Source organism: Pseudodesulfovibrio halophilus DSM 5663 (assembly GCF_059568665.1).
On record NZ_JCANTV010000015.1, the window covers coordinates 87,693 to 109,105 of the forward strand.

Annotated in this window: 17 protein-coding genes; 9 read left to right on the forward strand and 8 right to left on the reverse strand. The window is 60.2% G+C overall.

Features of this window, described 5'->3' with window-relative positions; genetic code table 11:
* Positions 1 to 3: 3 nt before the first annotated feature.
* Positions 4 to 1,593: an L-aspartate oxidase gene (gene nadB, locus BR24_RS14910; protein WP_496542271.1), complete on the forward strand. Its 1,590-nt coding sequence runs from the start codon at positions 4 to 6 to the stop codon at positions 1,591 to 1,593.
* 87 nt (positions 1,594 to 1,680) lie between these two features.
* Here nadB and BR24_RS14915 read toward each other — a convergent pair whose 3' ends face one another.
* Positions 1,681 to 3,132, reverse strand: coding sequence for a TrkH family potassium uptake protein (locus BR24_RS14915; protein ID WP_496542272.1), 1,452 nt, complete (start codon positions 3,130 to 3,132; stop codon positions 1,681 to 1,683).
* The gene (gene trkA, locus BR24_RS14920) at positions 3,133 to 4,497 is read right to left on the reverse strand and encodes a Trk system potassium transporter TrkA (protein ID WP_496542273.1); all 1,365 of its coding nucleotides are present in this window, start codon (positions 4,495 to 4,497) and stop codon (positions 3,133 to 3,135) included.
* A 242-nt stretch (positions 4,498 to 4,739) separates the two neighbouring features.
* Here trkA and BR24_RS14925 point away from each other — a divergent pair, with 242 nt between their 5' ends.
* The 5 genes from BR24_RS14925 to BR24_RS14945 all read left to right on the forward strand — a co-directional run bounded on the left by BR24_RS14925 (position 4,740) and on the right by BR24_RS14945 (position 10,309).
* Complete coding sequence (locus BR24_RS14925; RefSeq protein ID WP_496542274.1) at positions 4,740 to 5,270, forward strand: cytochrome c3 family protein; 531 nt, start codon at positions 4,740 to 4,742, stop codon at positions 5,268 to 5,270.
* Between the two features lie 23 nt (positions 5,271 to 5,293).
* On the forward strand, positions 5,294 to 6,670 hold the full coding sequence (locus tag BR24_RS14930) for a multiheme c-type cytochrome (protein WP_496542275.1): 1,377 nt from the start codon (positions 5,294 to 5,296) through the stop codon (positions 6,668 to 6,670).
* A gap of 155 nt (positions 6,671 to 6,825) precedes the next feature.
* On the forward strand, positions 6,826 to 8,400 hold the full coding sequence (locus BR24_RS14935; protein WP_496542276.1) for a methyl-accepting chemotaxis protein: 1,575 nt from the start codon (positions 6,826 to 6,828) through the stop codon (positions 8,398 to 8,400).
* An 89-nt stretch (positions 8,401 to 8,489) separates the two neighbouring features.
* Positions 8,490 to 9,941: an RtcB family protein gene (locus BR24_RS14940; protein WP_496542277.1), complete on the forward strand. Its 1,452-nt coding sequence runs from the start codon at positions 8,490 to 8,492 to the stop codon at positions 9,939 to 9,941.
* Between the two features lie 23 nt (positions 9,942 to 9,964).
* Entirely contained in the window at positions 9,965 to 10,309 is a 345-nt protein-coding gene (locus BR24_RS14945) for an Hpt domain-containing protein (RefSeq protein ID WP_496542278.1), read from the forward strand.
* A 111-nt stretch (positions 10,310 to 10,420) separates the two neighbouring features.
* On the opposite strand, the gene recD2 is transcribed toward BR24_RS14945, so the two are convergent.
* The 6 genes from recD2 to BR24_RS14975 form a co-directional block, all read right to left on the reverse strand.
* Positions 10,421 to 12,637 carry an SF1B family DNA helicase RecD2 gene (gene recD2 / locus BR24_RS14950; RefSeq protein WP_496542279.1) on the reverse strand — a complete coding sequence of 739 codons (2,217 nt, stop codon included), beginning with the start codon at positions 12,635 to 12,637 and terminating at the stop codon, positions 10,421 to 10,423.
* 62 nt (positions 12,638 to 12,699) lie between these two features.
* Positions 12,700 to 13,245, reverse strand: coding sequence for a pyruvate ferredoxin oxidoreductase subunit gamma (locus tag BR24_RS14955; RefSeq protein ID WP_496542280.1), 546 nt, complete (start codon positions 13,243 to 13,245; stop codon positions 12,700 to 12,702).
* Between the two features lie 79 nt (positions 13,246 to 13,324).
* Positions 13,325 to 13,930 carry a recombination mediator RecR gene (gene recR / locus BR24_RS14960; protein ID WP_496542281.1) on the reverse strand — a complete coding sequence of 202 codons (606 nt, stop codon included), beginning with the start codon at positions 13,928 to 13,930 and terminating at the stop codon, positions 13,325 to 13,327.
* Between the two features lie 9 nt (positions 13,931 to 13,939).
* Complete coding sequence (locus BR24_RS14965) at positions 13,940 to 14,254, reverse strand: YbaB/EbfC family nucleoid-associated protein (RefSeq protein ID WP_496542282.1); 315 nt, start codon at positions 14,252 to 14,254, stop codon at positions 13,940 to 13,942.
* A 26-nt stretch (positions 14,255 to 14,280) separates the two neighbouring features.
* On the reverse strand, positions 14,281 to 16,356 hold the full coding sequence (gene dnaX, locus BR24_RS14970; protein ID WP_496542283.1) for a DNA polymerase III subunit gamma/tau: 2,076 nt from the start codon (positions 16,354 to 16,356) through the stop codon (positions 14,281 to 14,283).
* Positions 16,357 to 16,440: 84 nt separating this feature from the next.
* Entirely contained in the window at positions 16,441 to 17,367 is a 927-nt protein-coding gene (locus BR24_RS14975; RefSeq protein ID WP_496542284.1) for a branched-chain amino acid transaminase, read from the reverse strand.
* 352 nt (positions 17,368 to 17,719) lie between these two features.
* On the opposite strand from BR24_RS14975, the gene BR24_RS14980 reads away from it, so the two are divergent.
* The 3 genes from BR24_RS14980 to BR24_RS14990 are packed head-to-tail and all read left to right on the forward strand — an operon-like array spanning position 17,720 to position 21,410.
* Positions 17,720 to 18,895: an aminotransferase class I/II-fold pyridoxal phosphate-dependent enzyme gene (locus BR24_RS14980; RefSeq protein ID WP_496542285.1), complete on the forward strand. Its 1,176-nt coding sequence runs from the start codon at positions 17,720 to 17,722 to the stop codon at positions 18,893 to 18,895.
* A gap of 6 nt (positions 18,896 to 18,901) precedes the next feature.
* Positions 18,902 to 20,212: a homoserine dehydrogenase gene (locus BR24_RS14985; protein WP_496542286.1), complete on the forward strand. Its 1,311-nt coding sequence runs from the start codon at positions 18,902 to 18,904 to the stop codon at positions 20,210 to 20,212.
* Between the two features lie 10 nt (positions 20,213 to 20,222).
* A complete protein-coding gene (locus tag BR24_RS14990) occupies positions 20,223 to 21,410 on the forward strand; it encodes a cofactor-independent phosphoglycerate mutase (protein ID WP_496542287.1) in 1,188 nt (395 codons plus the stop codon).
* Positions 21,411 to 21,413 lie beyond the last annotated feature (3 nt).

Consider the following 21,413-nt stretch of genomic DNA (forward strand, 5'->3'; position numbering starts at 1 on the left):
AGAATGGAACACCACAGGTCCATCAGCGACGTCCTGATCATCGGATCGGGCATCGCCGGCTGCGTAAACGCCCTGACCATGGCCGACGAGGGCGTGCACTGCACGGTGATTACCGCCGGAGAACGCCTCTCCTACGGCAACTCCGAGCTGGCCCAGGGGGGAATCGTCTTCCACGCGGAAGAAGACGAACCCGAGATTCTCGAAAAAGACATCATGACCGCCGGCTGGAACCACAATTACGCCAAGGCGGTCCGGCAACTCTGCGCACTCGGCCCCGACGTGCTGCAGGAGCTCTTCATCGACAAGCTGCACATACCGTTCAACCAGCGCACTCCCGGCGACTGGTTCCTCACTCGCGAGGGCGGCCATTCCCTGCCCCGCATCCTCTACTGCGACGATCACACCGGGCGCAACATCATGGAAGCCCTTGCCAAGGCCGTGAGCGAGCACCCCAACATCACGGTGCTGACCAAGCGCACCGCCATCGACCTGCTCACCACGCACCACCATTCGTCGCACATGGATTTCAAGTACAGCCTCGCCAACAGCTGCGTGGGCGCCTACGTGCTCAACGAGCATACCGGCGAAGTGGAGACCCTCCTGTCGCGCTATACGGTGCTGGCCACCGGCGGCATCGGGCAGGTATATCTGCACACCACCAACACCCCGGGCTCCATCGGTTCCGGCATCGCCATGGCCCATCGCGCCGGCGCGCGACTGCTGAACTGCGAATACGTCCAGTTCCACCCTACTGCCCTCTATGCGGGCAAACGCGGCGGACAGCGCTTCCTCGTCTCCGAAGCGGTTCGCGGCGAGGGAGCCGTCCTCGTGGACGGCTGCGGCGACGCCTTCATGAAACGTTACGACGACCGCGCGGACCTCGCGCCGCGTGACATCGTCACCCGCGCCATCATGGACGTGATGCTCAAGACCGGCGACGATTGCGTGTATCTCGACGCGGCCCGGAACATCAAAAAGGACATCGTCAAGCGGTTTCCGACCATCAGCGAGCGGTGCCGCAGCATCAATGTGGACATCACCAGCGAGCCGATTCCCGTGGTACCTGCCGCCCATTACTTCTGCGGCGGCGTGCTCGCGGATCTCGACGGCCGCACCACGCTGGAGCGACTGTACGCTGTGGGCGAATGTTCCTGCACCGGCGTCCATGGAGCCAACCGTCTCGCTTCGACATCCCTGCTCGAAGGCCTTGTCTGGGGCGTCACCTCCGGGCGGGACATCGCACGCCGCATCAGCAAGACCGAACCCATGAGCGAGAAGCTCAGGGACTCCATCCGCGACTGGGTCAACGCCGGCGACGAACACAACGAAGACCCGGCGCTCATCAATCAGGACTGGGCCACCATTCGCAACACCATGTGGAATTACGTCGGCATCTCCAGAAGCTCGGGACGCCTGCATCGGGCTTTTACCGACATGCGGACTCTGGCCAAGAACCTTCAGGACTTCTACAAGAACACGCCGATCAGCAAGCCGCTCGTGGATCTTTTCCACGGCTGCCAGACGGCGTACGTCATAACGCTTTCCGCGATGCGGAACCGGCAATCCAAGGGTTGTCACTTCCGGGCAGATTGAGCTCTGCCCGTATCCACCCGGAACGCAAAAGCCCGCCGGACATTGTCCGGCGGGCTTTTGTCATTCTCATGAAATGCAGACCACGAACTACTTTCGCCAGAACTCCGGCACGAAAAGAATGATGACGGTGTAGATTTCAAGCCGTCCGAGGACCATGCACAGCGTCAGCGCCATCTTTGCCAGCTGAGGCAGGTGCGCATAGTTGTCCGTGGGACCGACTGAACCGATGCCGGGACCGATGTTGCCGATGCAGGCCAGCGCCGCGGCGAAGGACGAGACCACGTCAATGCCTGTGGACGAAACCACGAACGCCGCCAGCATGAAAAGCCCGATCCAGAGGATGAAGAATCCCCATACGCCGCGAATAACGTCATCCGATACCGGCTTGCGCCCGAGCTTCACCTTGGAGACAGCGCGCGGATGAATCAGCCGGAACAGCTCCTGATAGGACTGTTTCAGGATGAGCATGATGCGCATGACCTTCATGCCGCCTGCGGTCGAACCGGCACAGCCGCCGATGAACATGCAAAAGAGCAGGACGGCCTGACACAGGGCGGGCCAGAGTTCGTAATCCGCCGTGGCAAAACCTGTGGTGGTCAGGATGGAAGCCACCTGAAACGAGGTGAACCGGACCGCGTCGGCGGTCGAATCATAGCTTCCAGCCATGTACACGGTGAGGGTGAGTACCACCGTAAAGACAAGGAACAGCGCGGCGAAGACCCGAAACTCCGGGTCCTTGATCATGGCGCTCAGTCTGCCCTTGAGCATAAGATAGTGCAGCGAGAAGTTCACCCCGGCGATGAGCATGAACGCTGTGATCACATAGTCGATGTAAGCCGAATCGAACGCGGCCACGGAGGTGTTTCTGGTGGAGAAACCGCCGGTGGCCATGGTCCCGAATGTATGACAGAGCGCGTCGAAGAGCCCCATGCCGCCAAACATGAGGAGCACGGTTTCCATGACGGAAAAGGCCAGATAGACCTTCCACAGCACCATCGCCGTATCCTTGATGCGCGGCTTGAGCTTGTCTGGAACCGGCCCGGGGACCTCCGCCTTGTAAAGCTGCATGCCGCCGACGCCGAGAAACGGCAGGATGGCAAGAGACAGGACGATGATGCCCATCCCCCCCAGCCAGTGGGTCAGGCTGCGCCAGAAGAGGATGCTGCGCGGCACGGATTCGATATCCGAGAGCACGCTGGCTCCGGTCGTGGTGAAGCCCGAGAGGGACTCGAAGACGCAGTCGGTGAAGGTCGGGAAGGTCTCCGCAAAAAAGAACGGGAGACCGCCGAATATCCCGGCGGCCAGCCAGCCCAGCGCGACGATGGCCATGCCCTCGCGGTGGCTGATCACCTTGCTCCCGCCCTGCCTGAACGCGTAAAAGAGTCCGGCCCCGGAGGCCACGGTCAGGCCGGAGGCCAGCAGGAACGGCTGCACCCCGGAGTCGCCGTACCACAGCGCCCAGAGCAGCGGCCAGAGCATGGTCAGGCCGACGCAGGCGCTCAGGGCGCCGATGATGTGCAGGACGTTGCGCCAGCGCATCTAGAAGAACTCCACCTTGACGTCCAGCGCCTTCTCGACCTTGTTGATGTTGTTGCGGGCCGTGAGAATGATCAGCCGGTCTTCCGGCTCGATGACGGTGTCGCCTCTGGGGATGATGACGTCCTTGCCGCGCTGGAAGCACAGCACCAGCGTTCCTCTGGGAAAGCCGAGCTCCATGACGGGCTTGCCCACCACGTCCGAGTTTTCCTGCGCGATGGCTTCGAGCACCTCGGCCGCGTCGGCCTTGATGCTTGCCGTGGATATGACCTTGCCGCGCCTGATGAAATGAAGGATCGAATTGATTGCGGAAAGTCGCGGACAAACGAGGTGGTCGATGCCGATGGGGTCGATGAGCCGCATGTAGGCGAAATTGTTCACCCTCGTTGTCGTGTTCTTCGCGCCGAGGCTTTTGGCAAGCAGGCAGGTGAGAATATTGATCTCCTCGTCGCCGGTGACGGAGATGACCATATCCATGTTGCCGACGTTTTCCTCATGCAGCACGTCCTGATCGGTTCCGTCTCCCTGAAGCACGATGGGACGGTCAAGATTTTCGGACAGGAACTGGCAGCGCTCGGGATTGGATTCGAGGACTCTGGTATGAAAATGTTTTGAATCCAGCGCTTTGGCCAGATGATATCCGATATTGCCGCCGCCGACGATCAGCACCTTGCTCACCGGTTCGCTGCGGATGCCCAGGCTCTCGAGCACTTCGTCCTGATCGCGGATATCGCAGGCGAAGTAGACCATGTCCCCCTGACGGATTTCGTCCACGCCGCTGGGGATGATGAGCTCGTCGTCCCTGACGAGAGCCGCGATGACCACCGGGGTCTCGCCGATACGGTCGCGCAGGTTCAGCAGCTTGGTTCCTATGACCGGAGATTTGGCAGGCAGGTTCACGCCGATGAGACGGATCTTGCCCTGCGCGAATTCGTTAATCTCAACGGCGCCCGGCACGCTCATGAGCCGCAGGATGGCGTTCACGACCTCAAGGTCGGGATTGATGATCTTGCGGATGCCGATGGCGTCGTTTTTGATGAGGTCGGCGAAGTGCGTGTAGTCGTCGTTTCTGATGCGGGCGAGCTTGGTCAGGTTGGGAGAAAGCTGGTTGGCGTAGAAGCAGGACAGGATGTTGATTTCGTCGCTGTCTGTAACCGCGAGCATGATGTCCGCGCCCTTGATGCCTGCGTCGAGGAGCACCTGCGGGCTGCTTCCGGAACCCTGAATGGTCTGCACGTCCGTGGCTTCGGCCACTCGCTTGAGAGCTTTCTCAGACCGGTCGATGACCACGACTTCCTTGTTCTCCACGGCCAGACGGCGCGAGATGTGAAAGCCGACTTCCCCGGCTCCGACGATGATTATCCGCAATTCAGACTCCTTGCTGTTTTCAGCTATTGCCGACGGCAAACTCTCTACGCACGTTTACCCCTTTACGCAACTTTCCCCTGACCCTTTGATAAGCAATATAATAATTCTGGAGATTCTATAAATTTGTGATAGTCGTGACCATAGTCGTGTTTTTTGACTTGAATCAAATCTTTGATGGTCGCGAAGAAGTAACATGGCTTAATTCCTTGTCGTAAAACCCAAAAAAAGGACGGAGCTTGCCTATGAAAAAACCCTACCGGCCGATCCTATGGATCGTCCTCGGGATTGTTCTCGGGTTTCCGGTCTTCAGCATGGCCTACTACACGATGGTGCGGACCTCCACGCCGGAGTTCTGCGCCTCATGCCATGAAATTCAGGCAGCCTACATGGCCTGGAAGACCTCGACGCACGTGAACAACCCACAGGGCTTCGTGGCAGACTGCATGGACTGCCACCTTCCGGCCCCCCAGGACACCGTGAACTTCTTTTATACCAAGACCGCACACGGCATAAAAGACGTTGTCGCGCACTTCATGGGGGTGGAGTACGATCGGGAGGAACAAGCCGCCAAGGCCCGCAAGTCCATCAAGAACGAACAGTGCCTCAAATGTCACCGCAACCTGCTCTACATGCCCTACAAGCGTGGAGCCATGCTGGCGCACAAGCAGGTGATGTACCCGAGGCCCGGCTACGAGAAGAAATGTCTCGACTGCCACAAGAATCTGGTTCACGTCGATCGGCCCTACTACAACTACAAGCGACCAGGTCTCTAATCATCAAAGGGGGATAAGAGGAGATGAGAAAGACTTACACGCTGTTGACGCTTCTGGCCGCGCTGCTGCTTCTGGCAGCACCGGCTTCCGGCGCTGATCTGCAGAAGAAGAAGGAATTCCGCATCGAACGCGGCATGTCGAAACAGGCCATGGCCTGTCTCCAGTGCCACAAGCAGGAATCTCCCGGACTCTTCGCGGACTGGGCGGCAAGCCGCCACGCCGCCGCCAACATCACCTGTCTTGATTGCCACCAGGCTGACGAACACGATAAGGACGTCAGCAAGTCTCACTACAAACAGTACGAGCGCTCCGACACGAAATGGGGCGTGAGCGAGTACAAGGTTCCGGTGGCAGGCGTGGTCACACCGAAGGACTGCTCCCGCTGCCACCCGGACGAGGTGAAGCAGTACAGCCGCTCCAAACACGCCAACACCAACATCATCGTCTGGAAGATCGACTTCTGGATGAAAAAGGGACTCAACAACACCGTCGAACGTTCCACCGGCTGTTACGCCTGTCACGGCAGCATCCTGAAAGTGAACGAAGAAGGTGAACTCGATCCCGACACCTGGCCGAACGTCGGTGTCGGCCGCGTGAACCTCGACGGAAGCCTCGGCTCCTGCTCCAGTTGCCACACCAGGCACCGTTTCTCCGTCATGGAAGCACGCAAGCCCGAAGCCTGCGGTCAGTGCCACCTCGGTCCGGACCACCCGCAGATCGAGATCTACAACGAATCAAAGCATGGCGCCATCTACGACGCCTTCGGCGACGAGTACAACTGGCGCGCCGCTCCCGGCACTTGGACACCCGGCGTGGACTATCGCGGTCCCACCTGCGCCAGCTGCCACATGTCCGGCGCGGGCGAGGTCATGACAACTCATGACGTCACCGAACGCCTGAGCTGGGAAACGCAGGCTCCGCTCACGGTCCGTCCCGAGAACTTCAAGCCGTTCCCGGCCAAGACCGACTGGAAGACCGAGCGCGACAAGATGAAGGAGATCTGCAAGCAGTGCCACGGTCAGAAGTGGGTCGACGACCACTACAACAAGCTTGATCAGGCTGTAGAAAACTACAATGAGACATACTACAAGCCTGTAAAGGCCAAGCTGGACGAAATGTACGAAAAGGGCCTGCTGGACAAGGACAACCCCTTCGACCAGAAGCCCGAGATCGAATACTACTTCCTCTGGCACCACGAAGGACGTCGCGCACGCATGGGTGCGGCCATGATGGCCCCGGACTATGCGTGGTGGCACGGTTTCTTCGAATGCAAGCACCGCTACATGGTCTTCATGGAAGAAGCCGAGAAGATTCTCGGCACCGGCGAACCCGCTCCGAAGTATGAGCCCTTCCCCGGCACCGGCGGAAGCACGGTACGCCCTGACATGCCGATGAAGTAGCCCGCCCGATCACGGCAAGGAATACCGTTTTCCCGCCCCTTCATGCGAAGGGGCGGGATTTCAGGTCTTCACTCGGCTGACACCTCCCTGACACAATCACCTGCAATACTCTTTTCAGGAATGATTATCAAAAAAATGACTCAAAGGTGGACGACATGAAGACAGGCACCAAGCTCTATTCATTACTTGCATTCGCCATGGCTGTTACGGTTCTGGTTGGTTACATCGGATTGAAGAACGCTTCAGACGCCGTAAACGGAATGGAAAAAATCTACAGGGACCGCGTTGTCCCGCTTGAACAGCTCAAGACTATTTCCGATATGTACGCGATCAATATCGTTGACGTGTCGCACAAGGTTCGCAACGGAAACCTCGGCTGGAACGAGGGACTGGCATCCGTGAGCGAGGCCAAATCGGTCATCAATGAAAAGCTGGACAATTTCCTCGCCACAAACATGACGGCTGACGAACAGGCGCTCATGGATCAGGTCCGCCCTCTGCTCACCGAGGCAGACCGGACCATAGCCAACCTCGAAGACATCCTGCGGCGAGAAGACATGAAGGCGCTTGAACGCTTCACCATCGAGGAGCTCTACCCGGTCATCGACCCGGTAACGGAGAAGTATGGCGAACTGGTGAACCTCCAGCTCCGCGTGGCAGAACAGGTCTACCAGCGAAATCTTTCCGAATACCAGTTCAGCCGCACATTCATGCTGATTCTAATTCCGTTGGCGATAGTGGCCTGCTTCCTTGCTGCCGGGTTCATAATCAGGAGAATTCTGAAGCAGATCGGCGGCGAACCCGACGAAATCGGACAGATCGCGCGCAACGTGGCCAACGGCGATCTCAGCCTCGACATGGACAGGAATGCAACCGGCATACGCAAGGCCATGCAGGAAATGGCGGTCAAGCTGTCGGAGACCGTTATCAGCATCACCTCCGTCTCCGAAACCGTAGCTTCGGGCAGCGAGGAAATCGCCTCTTCCAGTGAGACTCTCTCCCACAGCGCCTCGACTCAGGCCGCAAACGTCGAAGAGGTCTCCTCATCCATGGAGCAAATGTCCGGTAACATCAGAAGCAATGCGGAGAACTCCCAGAAGACCCATACCATCTCCACCAGCGTTGCGCAGGAGGCGGAAAAGGGTGGCAAGGCCGTGGAAGAGACCGTTCAGGCCATGCGAGACATTGCCGAACGCATCACCATCGTTGAGGAAATAGCCAGACAAACCAACCTTCTGGCCCTCAACGCCGCAATCGAGGCCGCCCGTGCAGGGGAGCACGGCAAGGGATTCGCCGTGGTCGCCGCCGAAGTACGCAAGCTCGCAGAACGAAGCGGCGCAGCCGCAGGGGAAATAAGCGAGCTGTCCACACGCAGCGTGAGCGTGGCCGAGGAAGCCGGCGAGCTCATCACCAACATGGTACCCAAGATTCGTGAAACAACGGATCTGGTAAACGAGGTTGCGTCCTCAAGCAATGAAATGGACTCCGGTGCACAGCAGGTGAATGATGCCCTGCAGCAGCTCGACAGCATGATTCAGCAGAATGCCTCGGCATCCGAGGAACTCGCCAGTACCAGTGAGAACCTCGCGGCGCAGGCTCAGGAGCTCATCCACACCATGTCGCACTTCAACATTCCCGACAGCGCCTACAGCAAAAACGAAAAGAAAAAGCCTCAGGCGTCCCTTCCTCCGGGAGATGATGAAGAATGGAATGATTTCGACACGTTCTAGCAAGAAGGCTCCGCTCTCAAGGCGGAGCCTTTTTTCGCTCTCCCTAAAGTATTGAACCAAAGCCGCATATCGGGCTATAATGCTTTGATATGAAACGCCACCTTGTCCGAAAAAGCCCTTTCGAGTGGGAGCTGTCCATGCATGGCGACATGCGGGTGCCCGGGCTTATCTTTGCTTCCGAGTCCATTCTCGCCGACATGGACGAAGAGGCGCTGAAGCAGGTCCGCGACGTGGCCTGCCTGCCCGGCATCGTCCGCGCATCCATGGCCATGCCAGACGCCCACGCCGGATACGGCTTCCCCATCGGTGGCGTGGCGGCATTCGATCCTCAGCGCGGCGGCGTCATCTCCATTGGCGGTGTCGGTTTCGACATTGCCTGCGGCGTCCGGACGCTACTGACCGGCGCAACCCGGGATGACATTATTGCTCGTCAGGAAAAGTTGGCCGACGCCCTGTTCGAATCCGTTCCGGCAGGTGTTGGTCGCGGAGGCGACATTCAGCTTGATGGTGACGAACTGGATGAGATGCTGATGAAAGGTGCGGTCTGGGCCGTGGGGCGGGGGCTTGGCAACAAGGCGGATCTGGAACGCATCGAGGACAACGGCATCTCACGTGGCGCGCACCCCGCCAAGGTCTCAAAAGATGCAAAAAAACGCATCCGCAATCAGATCGGCAGCCTCGGCGGGGGCAACCATTATCTTGAAGTGCAATACGTCGAAGAGATTCTGGATAAGGAAAAAGCCGCCAGTTTCGGAATTTTCGAGGGGGATGCGCTGGTCAGCATCCACTGCGGCTCGCGCGGACTTGGCCACCAGATCGGCACGGATTTTCTCAACGCCATGACGCCGTCCAAGGGTAATAGTGGGAAAAAAAGGAAGGGACGGCCTCCAAAACCGAAGCACCCGAAACAGCTCGCCCACGCACCCATCGATTCGAAGGAGGCGCAGGACTATCTCGCCGCCATGCACTGCGGCATCAACTGTGCGCTCGCCAACCGGCAGGTCATCACGCACCTAGTGAGAGAGGCCTTTGCCTCGGTCATGCCCGAAGCCGCCCTGCCCCTTCTCTATGATGTGTCGCACAACACCTGCAAGGTCGAGCAACATGAAGGCGAGCACGGCACGCGCAAACTCTTTGTGCATCGCAAAGGGGCCACCCGGGCATATCCACCCGGACACGAGTCGCTGCCCGAGGACATTCGTGAAGCCGGGCAGCCCGTGCTCATAGGCGGCAGCATGGGGTCGGCCTCCTATATTCTGGCCGGAACGCAGGAGGCCATGCGCAAGAGTTTCGGTTCGGCAAATCATGGCGCCGGGCGTGCTCTTTCCCGCACGGAAGCGAAGAGGAAATTCGACGGAAGGGATATAGGGGAATCCCTGCGTCACAGAGGGATACTTGTTCGCAGCAAAAGTCTCAAATCCGTTGCCGAAGAGGCTCCGGGCGCGTACAAGGAAAGTAGCGATGTCATTACGTCCGTTACGGGCGCGGGTCTAGCGGCTCCGGTCGCCAGACTCATGCCGATGATTTGCATTAAGGGATAACAGTCGAGGGGAGGTACAGCATCATGGGCACGGAGATTATCGACTCTTCGTTCCTTGATTCCATGGCTGAGAAGCGGCCGTTCATCAAGAAGATGTTTGCGGTTTTCGTCAGCCAGGAACCCAAGAGAATACAGCAGATTCGCGAAGCCCTCGATTCGGGTGACGTGGATACGCTTCGGCATCTGGCCCACTCCCTCAAGGGAGGCTCCGCCACCATCGGCGCGGAACGAGTCAGGCAGGCCTGCCTCATGCTGGAAAACGCCACCAAGGCCAACGACATGCAGCAGGCCCAGCAGTGTTTCAGCCAGTTGGAGAGCGAAATGCATGACACCTATGCGTTCATGTTCGACTTCATGGCTCGGGAATAATCGAAGGGGATTGATTTGCCGTAAGCGATTTGTATCCGACGTCGTAGCCGACGCACGGATTTCGGGGCTGTTTCCACTCGGGGCAGCCCTTGTTTTTGGGAGACAGACCGATCAGCTTCCGGCGTGAAGAAGACTGTTGTCGAAAAGGTGGCGCAGACGGAAAGAAAGGTTCGTTCCACGCTTGCCCGAGGTGACGTTGTTCAACCCCAGCTTGAGCGCCTTGTCCGAGCCGATCATCAGAGCGAGGCTGCGCGCCCGTGTCAGCCCGGTATAGAGCAGATTCCGCTGCAACATGATGTAATGCTGGGTCACCACGGGCATGACCACCGCCGGGTATTCGCTTCCCTGCGACTTGTGCACGCTCACGGCATAAGCCAGCGAGAGGTCATCAAGGTCCGAGCTTTCGAGGTGCACGGTATTGCCGTCATCGAACTCCACCAGCAGTTCCGTGTCTTCCGGATCAAGGTCCGCCACCCAGCCGAGGTCGCCGTTGAAGACATCCTTGTCATAGTTGTTTCGCAGCTGAAGCACCCTGTCGCCCTTGCGAAAACTCGTATTGCCGCGCTTCACCTCACGCCCTCTGAAGGGATTCAGCCGCTCCTGAAGCGCTATATTGAGCGCCTGCGTGCCCACGTCGCCCTTGTGCATTGGTGTGAGCACCTGCACATCCCGCATGGGGTCCATACCGTAGACCTTCGGAATGCGCTCGCAAACACTGTCCAGAATCAGTTTCTGGACCTTGGCCGAATCCTCCTGTGGAATCCAGTAGTAGTCGGCCTCCGGAGCGGGCATGGGATGTTGCCGCGGCATCTGCCCGTTATTGATGCGGTGCGCATTGACGACGATGAAACTTTCCTGCGCCTGACGGAAAATGTGGGACAGCCGTGCGCTTGGGATACGCTCGGAGTTGAGCATGTCGGCAAGGACGTTGCCCGGCCCCACGCTCGGGAGCTGGTTCACGTCGCCGACGTAGACAAGGCGACAGGTGTGCGGCAACGCCCGGAGCACCGCGACGCAGAGCTGCGCGTCGATCATGCTTGCCTCGTCCACCACGAGCACGTCAGCTTTGAGCTTCTGGTCCTGATCGTAGTGAAAACCACCGTCCGGCTGATACTGCAAAAGCCTGTGCAGGGTCTGCGCGCCCATACCCGTAGCTTCGGATAGCCGCTTCGCCGCGCGGCCCGTGGGGGCGGCCAGCTTGATTTTAAGGCCGAGCTCCTTGAGCGTGAGAACGATTGCCTTGGTAATGGTGGTCTTACCGGTGCCGGGGCCGCCAGTGATGATGAAGACCTTGTTCCCGCACGCCTCGAAAACAGCTTCGCGCTGTTCGTCTGAAAGGGAGAAGCCGAGCGTCTCTTCGACCTTGGGCAGCGCCTCGGCGATCTTGTCGCGGCTGACCGGCGTGGGATGGCTCACCAGTTGGTAGAAACGCTGGGCCGCCTCGTTTTCGTAATGATAAAAGTGCATGAGGTAGACCGCCTCGTCCACCTCCTGTTCAGGCAGGTCCTCAATCCGAACCCGTTTCTTTTCCTCAAGCGAATAGAGCGCGCATTCGAGCTTGTCGAAGTCCACGCCCTCCATCATGCGCGCCGCTTCGTCCAACAGCGCGTCCTTGGATATGAAAAGATGTCCTCCCCGTTCGCAGCGAGAGAACAATGTGTAGACGATGGCCGCCTCAAGTCGTTGCGGAGCATCGGCCGGGAATCCCAGCTTCAGGGCCATGCGGTCCGCGGTACGGAATCCCACGCCTCGGATCTCGTAGGCAAGATCATACGGATTGTCGCGCAGCTTCTGCTCGGCCTGCGCTCCGTACAAATGAAATATCTTTCCGGCCCAGGTGGTGGGAACGCCGTTGGACTGCAGGAATACCAGCAGATTCTTGATAGTCCGCTGTTTGGACCACGACTCCACTATGTCGTTGAGCTTGCGCTTGGAGATTCCCTTTACTTCAAGCAGTCGCTCCGGATCGTCGTCGAGGATGTCGAGAATCCCCATGCCGAAGGTTTCCAGCAACAACTGGGCGGTTTTTTCTCCAACTCCCTTGATGGAAGTCTGAAGAAAGCGGACCACGCCCTGTTCGGTGGCCGGTCGTGTCTGCTCAAAGGTGCGGACTTCGAACTGCGGTCCGAATTTGGGATGGACCTTCCACTTGCCGCGCAAATCGAGCACCTCGCCGGGCGAGATGTCGCCCATGGTTCCGGTGACGGTGATCTGCCCCGGTTCGTCCTTGGCCGTAACGCGCGCGATGGTATAGCCGTTCTCCTCGTTCTGGAAGACGATGGAGCGGACTTCGGCGGAAGCAAGTGTTTTCAGTTCGTTATCGCTCATTGGCTCGCATGAAAAAAGGGCCGGGTCCTCCCCGGCCCTCGTGGAATCGTCGGGTGTGGCCGCTAGGCGACCATTGTCTCGCCGTAGGCTCGCTCGAGAGCCTTGAAGTTTTTGGGGCCGAGCTTGCCGCCGAAACGCTCGCCGATGGGCTCCTCCATCTCCTGCACGCCGATGATGCCCGAGGCCTTGAGCAGCGCTCCGAGCATGGTCGTGTTGGTGATGGGCACCCCGAGCTCTTCCATGGCGACCTTGTTGGCATCCACGGTGGCGACCTTCGGGAATCCGTACTTCTCTTTCAGTTCCTCGGGTGTCATGGCGGAGTTGACCACCACGGTCCCGTTTTCCGAAAGCCCTTCCGCAACATCAACGATGTCCAGAAGGCTCGGGTCGAGCACGAGCACGATGTCCGGAGAATATATTTTCTCCCGCAGCCTGATCTGCTGGTCGTCGACGCGCACGAACGCCATCACCGGCGCGCCGCGCCGTTCCGGGCCAAAGCTCGGAAACGCCTGCGCGTACTTGCCTTCGGCGATGGCAGCCTTTGCCAGCAGCTCAGCGGACGTTACGCCACCTTGTCCACCTCTGCCGTGCAGCCTGATTTCGATCATGTTTCCCCCGTTGGAAGGTTGTGCCCGGGTCGGCACGCAATCCCTCGCAAAAGAAACCGACCCTAGCGTTGCTGGACCGTCAGAACCCGTGCCTGTGCAGCAGGGACTGTCTGAGGGTCTCCTTATCCATATACTTGACTTCGCCTCCGATGGGAATCCCCTGTGCCAGACGGGTCACCGTCACGCCGGGGTACTCCTTTTCGACCATGTTCTTGATGTAGGAAGCCGTGCTTTCGGCATCCATGGTCGCACCGAGGGCGAGGATCAGCTCATCGACTTCGCCTGAGTCGAGGTGCCGTCGCAGTCTGTCGAACTCGAGATGCCCCGGCTCCACGCCGTCCAGAGGGGAAATGAGGCCGCCAAGGACGAGATAACGCCCCTTGAACATGCCCATTTCCTCCAGAGCCAGAAGCGCGTCCCATTCGCTGACGATGCACATGCGCGAGCGCTCGCGTTCCGGGTCGGAGCACAGGGCGCAGGGGCTGGCCTCGGCCAGACTCGCGCAGTCCTCGCACATGCAAAGGCTTTCGCGCAGCTCGATGATGCTGCCGCCGACTCCGCGCGCCTTTTCAGGCGGCATCTTCAGCAGCGTAAGCGCGATGCGCAGGGCCGACTTGGGGCCTATGCCCGGCAAGCTGGAGAGTTGGTCCACCGCTTCCTGAAGCGGGGCCGGAAGTCTGCTCACAAAATCCCCCTAGAAGAGGCCGCCGGGCATCTTCATGCCGCCGGTCACGGCCGACATTTCCTTTTCCATGACTTCACCCGCGGTCTTGAGCGCGTCGTTCACGGCGGTCAGCACGAGATCCTGAATCATCTCGGCGTCGCCGGAGTCAACCACGCTCTGCTCGATCTCCACGGAAACGATTTCCTTGCTGCAGGTGGCCTTGACCTTGACCATGCCACCGCCTGATGAAGATTCCACTTCGCGGGTCTTCAGGTCTTCCTGAATCTGGGTCATCTTCTTCTGCATCATCTGGGCCTGACGCATCATTTCATTCATTCCGCGCATTATGGTCTCCTTGCTGTTCTTTTCTTTTAGTACCCGTTGATCGGTGACACGTTTTCAATCAGCGCCCCGAAACGGTCAAGCACCTTCTTCACGACCGGATTGGCTTCTGCCTCGGTGTGAAGCTGCTTGTAGCTTTTCCTTTCAGGCAGGTCGACGGTTTCCACCTCGACTTTCGTCCCCGGTCCGAAATATTTCTCCGCAAAGTTCCCGAGCAACCCCTTCGTGGCCGGGTCGGTAAGCGTTCTGCAAAGGAAATTGCTGCCGCAGGTGATCGTCAGCGTGTCTCCTTTCAGTTCGCCCGATGCCTGCCGAATCTGAGCGGGCTTGCCCTGACAGTCCGAGGTGCAGATATACTCGACAAAACCGCTCCACGTCCGCGGGCCGGTCGGTTCAGGAAGATCACCCGAACGGTCGGGCATATCACAGGAGCAGCCCTCAGCGTCCGCCGGATCGGGTACACCCTCGAACCGCCCCGGCTCGGGCTCCTGATCGGGGGCCGAAGACGGCTGCCGCTGCTGCTGACCGTGCTGTCTCGGAGCCGAAGGTTTCGCGCCAGTCTCCCGCTGTCCGGACTGCGGCGCCTGCTGCGGCGGAACCGTGGGATCCATGGGCTGCGGCGGCGGGGGCGGAGGCGGTATGGCGCCCTGCCCCGGCGGCTGCGGAGGCGGCGGAACCTGCGGATTAGGCGCCCCGTTTGGCGGTGGAGGCGGGGGCGTCGGAGCTCCGGTCGGCGGTTGCGGCGGGGCCTGAGGCGTCGGTGCGGCAGCCTTGGGCTGTGCTCCGCCCTGAGGAGCGGGACGCTGCGGCGGCTGGGGCACCTGTCCACCCTGCGGTCCACCTTGCTGAGTAGGTGCCGGCCTGCTCTGCGGCGGCTGCGGTGGAGCCTGCGGACGCGGCGGCTGCTGACCACGATTCATCCCCGGCTGACCGGGACGCGGGCCACCGGACGGAGCGCCGCGGGAAGACCCTTTCGGTGCGCCGCCTTTTCCGACCTCCGAAAGGTTCACCAGTTCCGGCAGCGAAGCAAGGTTGAACAGCAGCAGCTCAAGGGCCAGCGCCGGCTCAAGGCTCGACATGACCCGCTTCTGCCCGTCTAGCGTCATCTGCCAAGCTGCGTGGATGTGCGCGGGCTCGAATTTGCCGGCCCACTCCATCCAGGTCTCGGCCTCCTCGCCGGACAGGCCGAGCAGTTCCAGCGCGGAACGGCCCGACTGCCGCAGCAGAAACATGTTGCGCCAGCAGCCAACGAGTTCACGCAGGAAGAATCCCAGATCCAGCCCCTGATCAAGCACCTCGCGCAGCATGGTGCCCAGTCCCACGAGGTCGCGCTCGTGAACGGCCTCCATGAGCCGGAAGAATACATCCTGTCCGGCAAGGCCGAGAAAGTTGCGGACATCGGCCTCGCTGAGGCTGTCGCCACCGAGGGCGAGCGACTGTCCGAGGAGCGACATGGAGTCACGGACGCTGCCCGCGCCGCGTTTGGCGATGATGTCCAGCGCGCCCTGCTCGAAGGGGATGCCTTCCTTTTCGAGAATCGCAGCCAGGTGCGCGACCAATCCGGCCTGAGGCAGCATCTTGAAAGTATAATGCTGACAGCGGCTGATGATGGTGGCCGGAAACTTGTGGGCCTCGGTGGTGGCCATGATGAAGGTGGCGCGCGGCGGCGGCTCTTCAAGCGTCTTGAGCAGCGCGTTGAAGGCCTCCTTGGTAAGCATGTGCGCTTCGTCGATGATGAATACCTTGTAACGGGCGTCGATGGGCGCGTAGCCGACATCCTCTTTGAGAGACCGGATGTCGTCGATGCGGCGATTGGACGCGCCGTCCATCTCGATGACGTCCACGGCGGCCCCTGCGGTGATCTGCCTGCAGTGGGCGCACTCGTTGCAAGGCTCCGAGGTCGGGGCGTTCACGCAGTTGAGCGCCTTGGCGAAGATGCGCGCCACGGTGGTCTTGCCCACGCCCCGGGTGCCGCTGAAAAGATATGCGGGCGCGACGCGGTCGTTCTGGGCCGCGCGGGAGAGGATGGTCTTGACCGACTCCTGCCCCGCCACGTCGGCAAAGGTCTGGGGACGGTACTTGGCGGTAAGGCTGCTGGTGCTCATGCTGATGCTCGCTCGGTCAATATAAAAAACGGGGAGCCCGGCCAGTGCCGCCGGACTCCCCGGTCAATAGCAGAACAGCGGCCGCTAATCCACCGAATAACGGTGCAGCCAGTGCTCGTAATCCTCGTTCTCGCCTTTGAGGATTTTGAAGAACTCGGTCTGCAGCGCTTTGGTGACGGCCCCGGCCTTGCCCTCGCCCACCTGACGGCGGTCGATCTCGCGGATCGGGGTCAGCTCGGCCGCGGTGCCGGTGAAGAAGACTTCGTCCGCGGTGTAGAGCATATCGCGACCGATGGCCATTTCGCGGACCTCGTATCCAAGGTCGGAGGCGAGCTGGATTACGGAGTCGCGGGTCAGGCCGCCCAGCACCTGCGAGAGGTGCGGGGTGTAGAGCACTTCGCCCTTGACCATGAAAATGTTCTCGCCGGAACCTTCGGCAACGTGGCCGGTGGTGTCGAGCAGGATGGCCTCGTCGTAGCCGTCCGCCACGGCCTCTGTCTTGGCCAGCACGGAGTTGACATAGTTGCCGCAGGCCTTGGCCTTGGTCATCATCACGTTCACGTGGTGACGGGTGTAGGAGCTGCAGCGGACGCGAATGCCTTTTTCAAGCGCCTCATCACCGAGATACGCGCCCCACGGCCAGGTGGCGATGCACACGCGGATCGGGTTGTTGCCGGGATGAACGCCCATGGCGCCGTCGCCCACGAAGACCAGCGGGCGGACATAGGCCCCCTTGAGCTTGTTGGCCTTGAGGGTTTCGTCAGTGGCCTGAACCAGTTCGTCGAGGCCGTAGGGCACCTTGATGCCGAGAATCTTGGCGGAATCCAGTAGACGGACCATATGCTCTTCCAGACGGAAGACCTCGGAGCTGCCGTCGGTGCATTCATAAGCGCGAATGCCTTCGAAAACGCCCGTGCCGTAATGAAGGGCGTGGGTGAGGACGTGCACGTTAGCCTGCTCCCAGGGGACCAGCTCGCCGTCGAACCAGATGAACTCGGACTGTTGAACCATTTCTATGCTCTCCTTAATGGGTATTTCCCGACTATTGAACGAATGAAGCTAATAAAAGGCGGTGCCGGGGTCAAGAATCGACGTAAAAAAGACGCATAAGAAACCCTCCTTCAACCTCCCGGGTTCTCCCCGTTTTTTCCGATGAAAAAGCATTTGCGAAACACTTTCGCCCAAACCGAAAGAACGGCACTTTGTCTTCCGCTGTTTTGGAAACGCAACCCCTCGTCTTCAAAGGAATTTCATACCTCGACAAACCTTTTCGGAAAACAAATTTCACTTTGACAGCGGACGCGGGGCGCGGATATGAAAACAAGTTCCAACAAAAACCTTTCAACAGCGAGGAGTTCCGTCCATGCAGCAATTCGCCCGCGTGCACCGGCTGCCGCCTTATGTCTTCGCTCAGGTCAACGAACTGAAGATGAAGATGCGCCACCAGGGCGCCGACATCATCGACCTGGGCATGGGCAACCCCGACGTGCCCACCCCCAAGCATATCCTGGACAAGCTCAGCGAGGCGGCGTATCGCCCCGGCAACTCCCGCTATTCGGCGTCCAAGGGCATCAAGGGGCTGCGCAAGGCGATAGCGGACTGGTACAAGCGCCGCTTCGACGTCTACCTCGACAAGGACATGGAGACCTGCGTCACCATGGGCGCCAAGGAGGGCCTCGCACATCTGGCGCTGGTCATGCTTACGCCCGGCGACGTGGTGCTCGCCCCGGACCCGGCCTACCCCATTCACCCCTATGCATCCATCATCGCGGGGGCAGACGTGCGGCGCGTGCCCATCGGCAAGGACCGGGACTTCTTCGAGGACCTGAAGGTCGCCGTCACGCACAGCTGGCCGCGTCCCAAGCTGTTGATCATCAACTTCCCGCACAACCCCACCACAGAGTGCGTGGACATCGCGTTCTTCCAGCGCATCGTGGACTTCGCCAAGGAGCACGAGCTCTACGTCATCCATGACCTCGCCTACGCGGACTTCACCTTCGACGGCTATGAGGCGCCGAGCTTCCTGCAGGCGGACGGGGCCAAGGACGTGGGCGTCGAGTTCTTCTCGCTCACCAAGAGCTACTCCATGGCCGGAATGCGCGTGGGCTTCTGCTGCGGCAATCAGGACATGGTTCAGGCGCTCACCAGAATCAAGAGTTATCTTGACTACGGCATATATACTCCAATACAGGTGGCAGCCACGCACGCATTAAACGGTGATCAGGAATGCGTGACCGAGATCATGGACATCTACAAGGACCGGCGCGACGCCCTGTGCGAGGGACTCAACCGCATTGGCTGGGAAGTCGAACCGCCCAAGGCGACCATGTTCCTGTGGGCCCAGATTCCCGAGGAGTTCAGGCACATGGGGTCCGTCGAGTTTTCCAAGATGCTTCTGAAGGAAGCGGAAGTGGCCGTCTCTCCGGGGCTCGGCTTCGGCCAGTACGGCGACGACCACGTACGGTTCGCCTTCGTGGAAAACCGCCACCGAACCAATCAGGCAATACGAAATCTGCGAAAATTCTTCGCAAAGGGGTAATATCAGATGAAAAGCGTGAAACTCGGACTCGCCGGATTCGGAACCGTCGGCTCCGGCCTTGCCGCAATCCTCGAGGAAAACGGGGAATGGATCGAACGCCGCATCGGACGCAGGCTTGAAATCGCCACCGTGGTGGTGCGCGACCTCAACAAGCCCCGCGCCGCAGCAACCGCTCCCGGCACCGAGTTCACCACGGACCTCACCCGACTCACCGCGAACCCCGAAATTGACATCGTGGTGGAGTGCATGGGCGGTCTGGATTCCGCATACGACCTGATCCGGTCCGCGCTCGAAGCGGGCAAGCACGTTGTCACAGCCAACAAGCATCTGCTCGCTGAGCGCGGGCCGGAACTGTTCGCCATCGCCCGGGAAAACGGCACCGGCCTGTCTTTCGAGGCCAGCTGCGCCGGTGGCATTCCCATCGTGCAGACGCTCAAGAACAGCCTTGCGGGCGACCGCGTGCTGGAAATGCTCGGCATCCTGAACGGCACGGCGAACTATATCCTTTCCGAAATGACCACCAAGGGCATGGACTTCGCCACCGCCCTTTCCAAAGCGCAGGACCTCGGTTACGCAGAGGCCGACCCCACGTTCGACGTGGAGGGCTTCGACGCAGCGCACAAGCTCTGCGTCCTGTCCCGCCTCGCGTTCGGGCTGGACTACCCCCTCGCCGAACTGCCGATTCAGGGCATCACCGCCGTGACCCCGCTGGACATTGATCTGGCCCGCGAGTTCGGTTACCGCATCAAGCTCATGGCCCACGCCCGCGTGGTGGACGGCAAGATCGAAGCGGGCGTGCATCCTGCTCTGGTCAAATACACCTATCTTCTGGCGCGCGTCGGCGGCAACTACAACGCGGTGCGCGTGGTCGGCAACGCCGTGGGACCGGTCATGCTGCACGGTCAGGGCGCGGGCGACACCCCCACCGGCAGCGCGGTTCTGGCCGACATCATCGACCTCGCCAAACACATCGACCGCAGCGGCTGCGACGAGGCGTACCGTCCGGACAACACCGGTTTCCGCAACGCGGATATCCCGCTGGCAGACATTCTGCCGCCGGAGGAATCCCGCAGCAGCTATTATTTCCGATTCACCGTGGCGGACCGCCCCGGCGTCATGGCGGCCATCTCGAAAAGCATGGCCGATCACTCCATCTCCATCGCTCAGGCGGTGCAGAAAGGCGACGAACAGTCCGAAGGCGTGCCCGTGGTCTTCATCACCCACGAATCCCGCGCCCGTGACGTAGCCGCCTGCATCGACGAGATCGATGCCATGGACTTCACGGTTCAGCCCTGCGTAAGTTTCAGAATCCTCTAAGGAAAGCCATATGAAATTTCTCTTTCTCGTTGCCGACGGAATGGGCGACTGGCCGCACAAGGCCCTCGGACACCGCACCCCGCTTGAAGCGGCGAACACGCCCGCCATGGACGAACTGGCCCGCACCGGCATGGTCGGCCGCTGCGCCACCATCCCGAAATCCATGCCGCCGGGGTCTGACGTGGCCAACATGGCCCTGCTCGGTTTCGATCCAGAGAAATACCATACGGGACGCGGCCCCATCGAGGCAGCCGCACAGAACCTTCAGGCCGGCCAAGACGACTTGGTCTGGCGCATGAACCTCGTGACGGTCGAGGATTACGGGCCGGACGGCATCATGCGCGACTACTCGGCCGGGCATATAGAGACCGAGCAGTCCAGACCGCTCGTGGAAAAGATGCAGGAACTCGTGGGCAACGACACCTACAGCTTTGTTCCGGGGGTCCAGTACCGACACCTGCTGGTGCAGAAGGACGGCGCGCTCGGTGCAGAGGCGGAGCTGGACATCAACCCGCCCCATGACATCCTCGACAAGCCCATCAACCGCGACATGCAGCGCTATTCGCGAAACCCTGAATTCTGGGACCTGTTGCAGGAAGCCCGTGAAATCCTTGTGCGGAACGGCACCACGCGCGCCAACGCCATCTGGCCCTGGGGACAGGGACGCCCGCTGTCGCTCCCCGGCTTCGAGGAACTCTTTCATATGAAGGGCGCGGTCATTTCCGCAGTGGACCTCATCAAGGGACTTGGCTTCGCATCCGGCATGGAAGTCATCGACGTTCCCGGCGCGACCGGCCTGCTGGACACCAACTATGAAGGCAAGGTGGAAGCCGCGCTCAAATTCCTTGAGACCGGAGACTTCGTCTTCGTGCATCTGGAAGGCCCGGACGAGTGCGGTCACGGCGGTAATCCTGAAGAGAAGCGCGAAGCCATCGAACGCTTCGACAGCCGGGTGGTGGCGCCGCTCCGCGAGGCTCTCAAGGACGAGGAAACTGCATGGCTGGTCTGTTGCGACCACTACACCCCCTGCGTGGAGCGCACTCACACCAAGGACCCGGTGCCGTTCATCGTCAACGGCCCCGGATGCGAGGCATCCAACCTTGACAACTTCACGGAGAAGAGCGCAGATTCAACTGGCATCCGCATAGAAGACGGACACGGCCTTCTGCCCTTCGCCGTCGAAAACACAAGGAAATAGCCA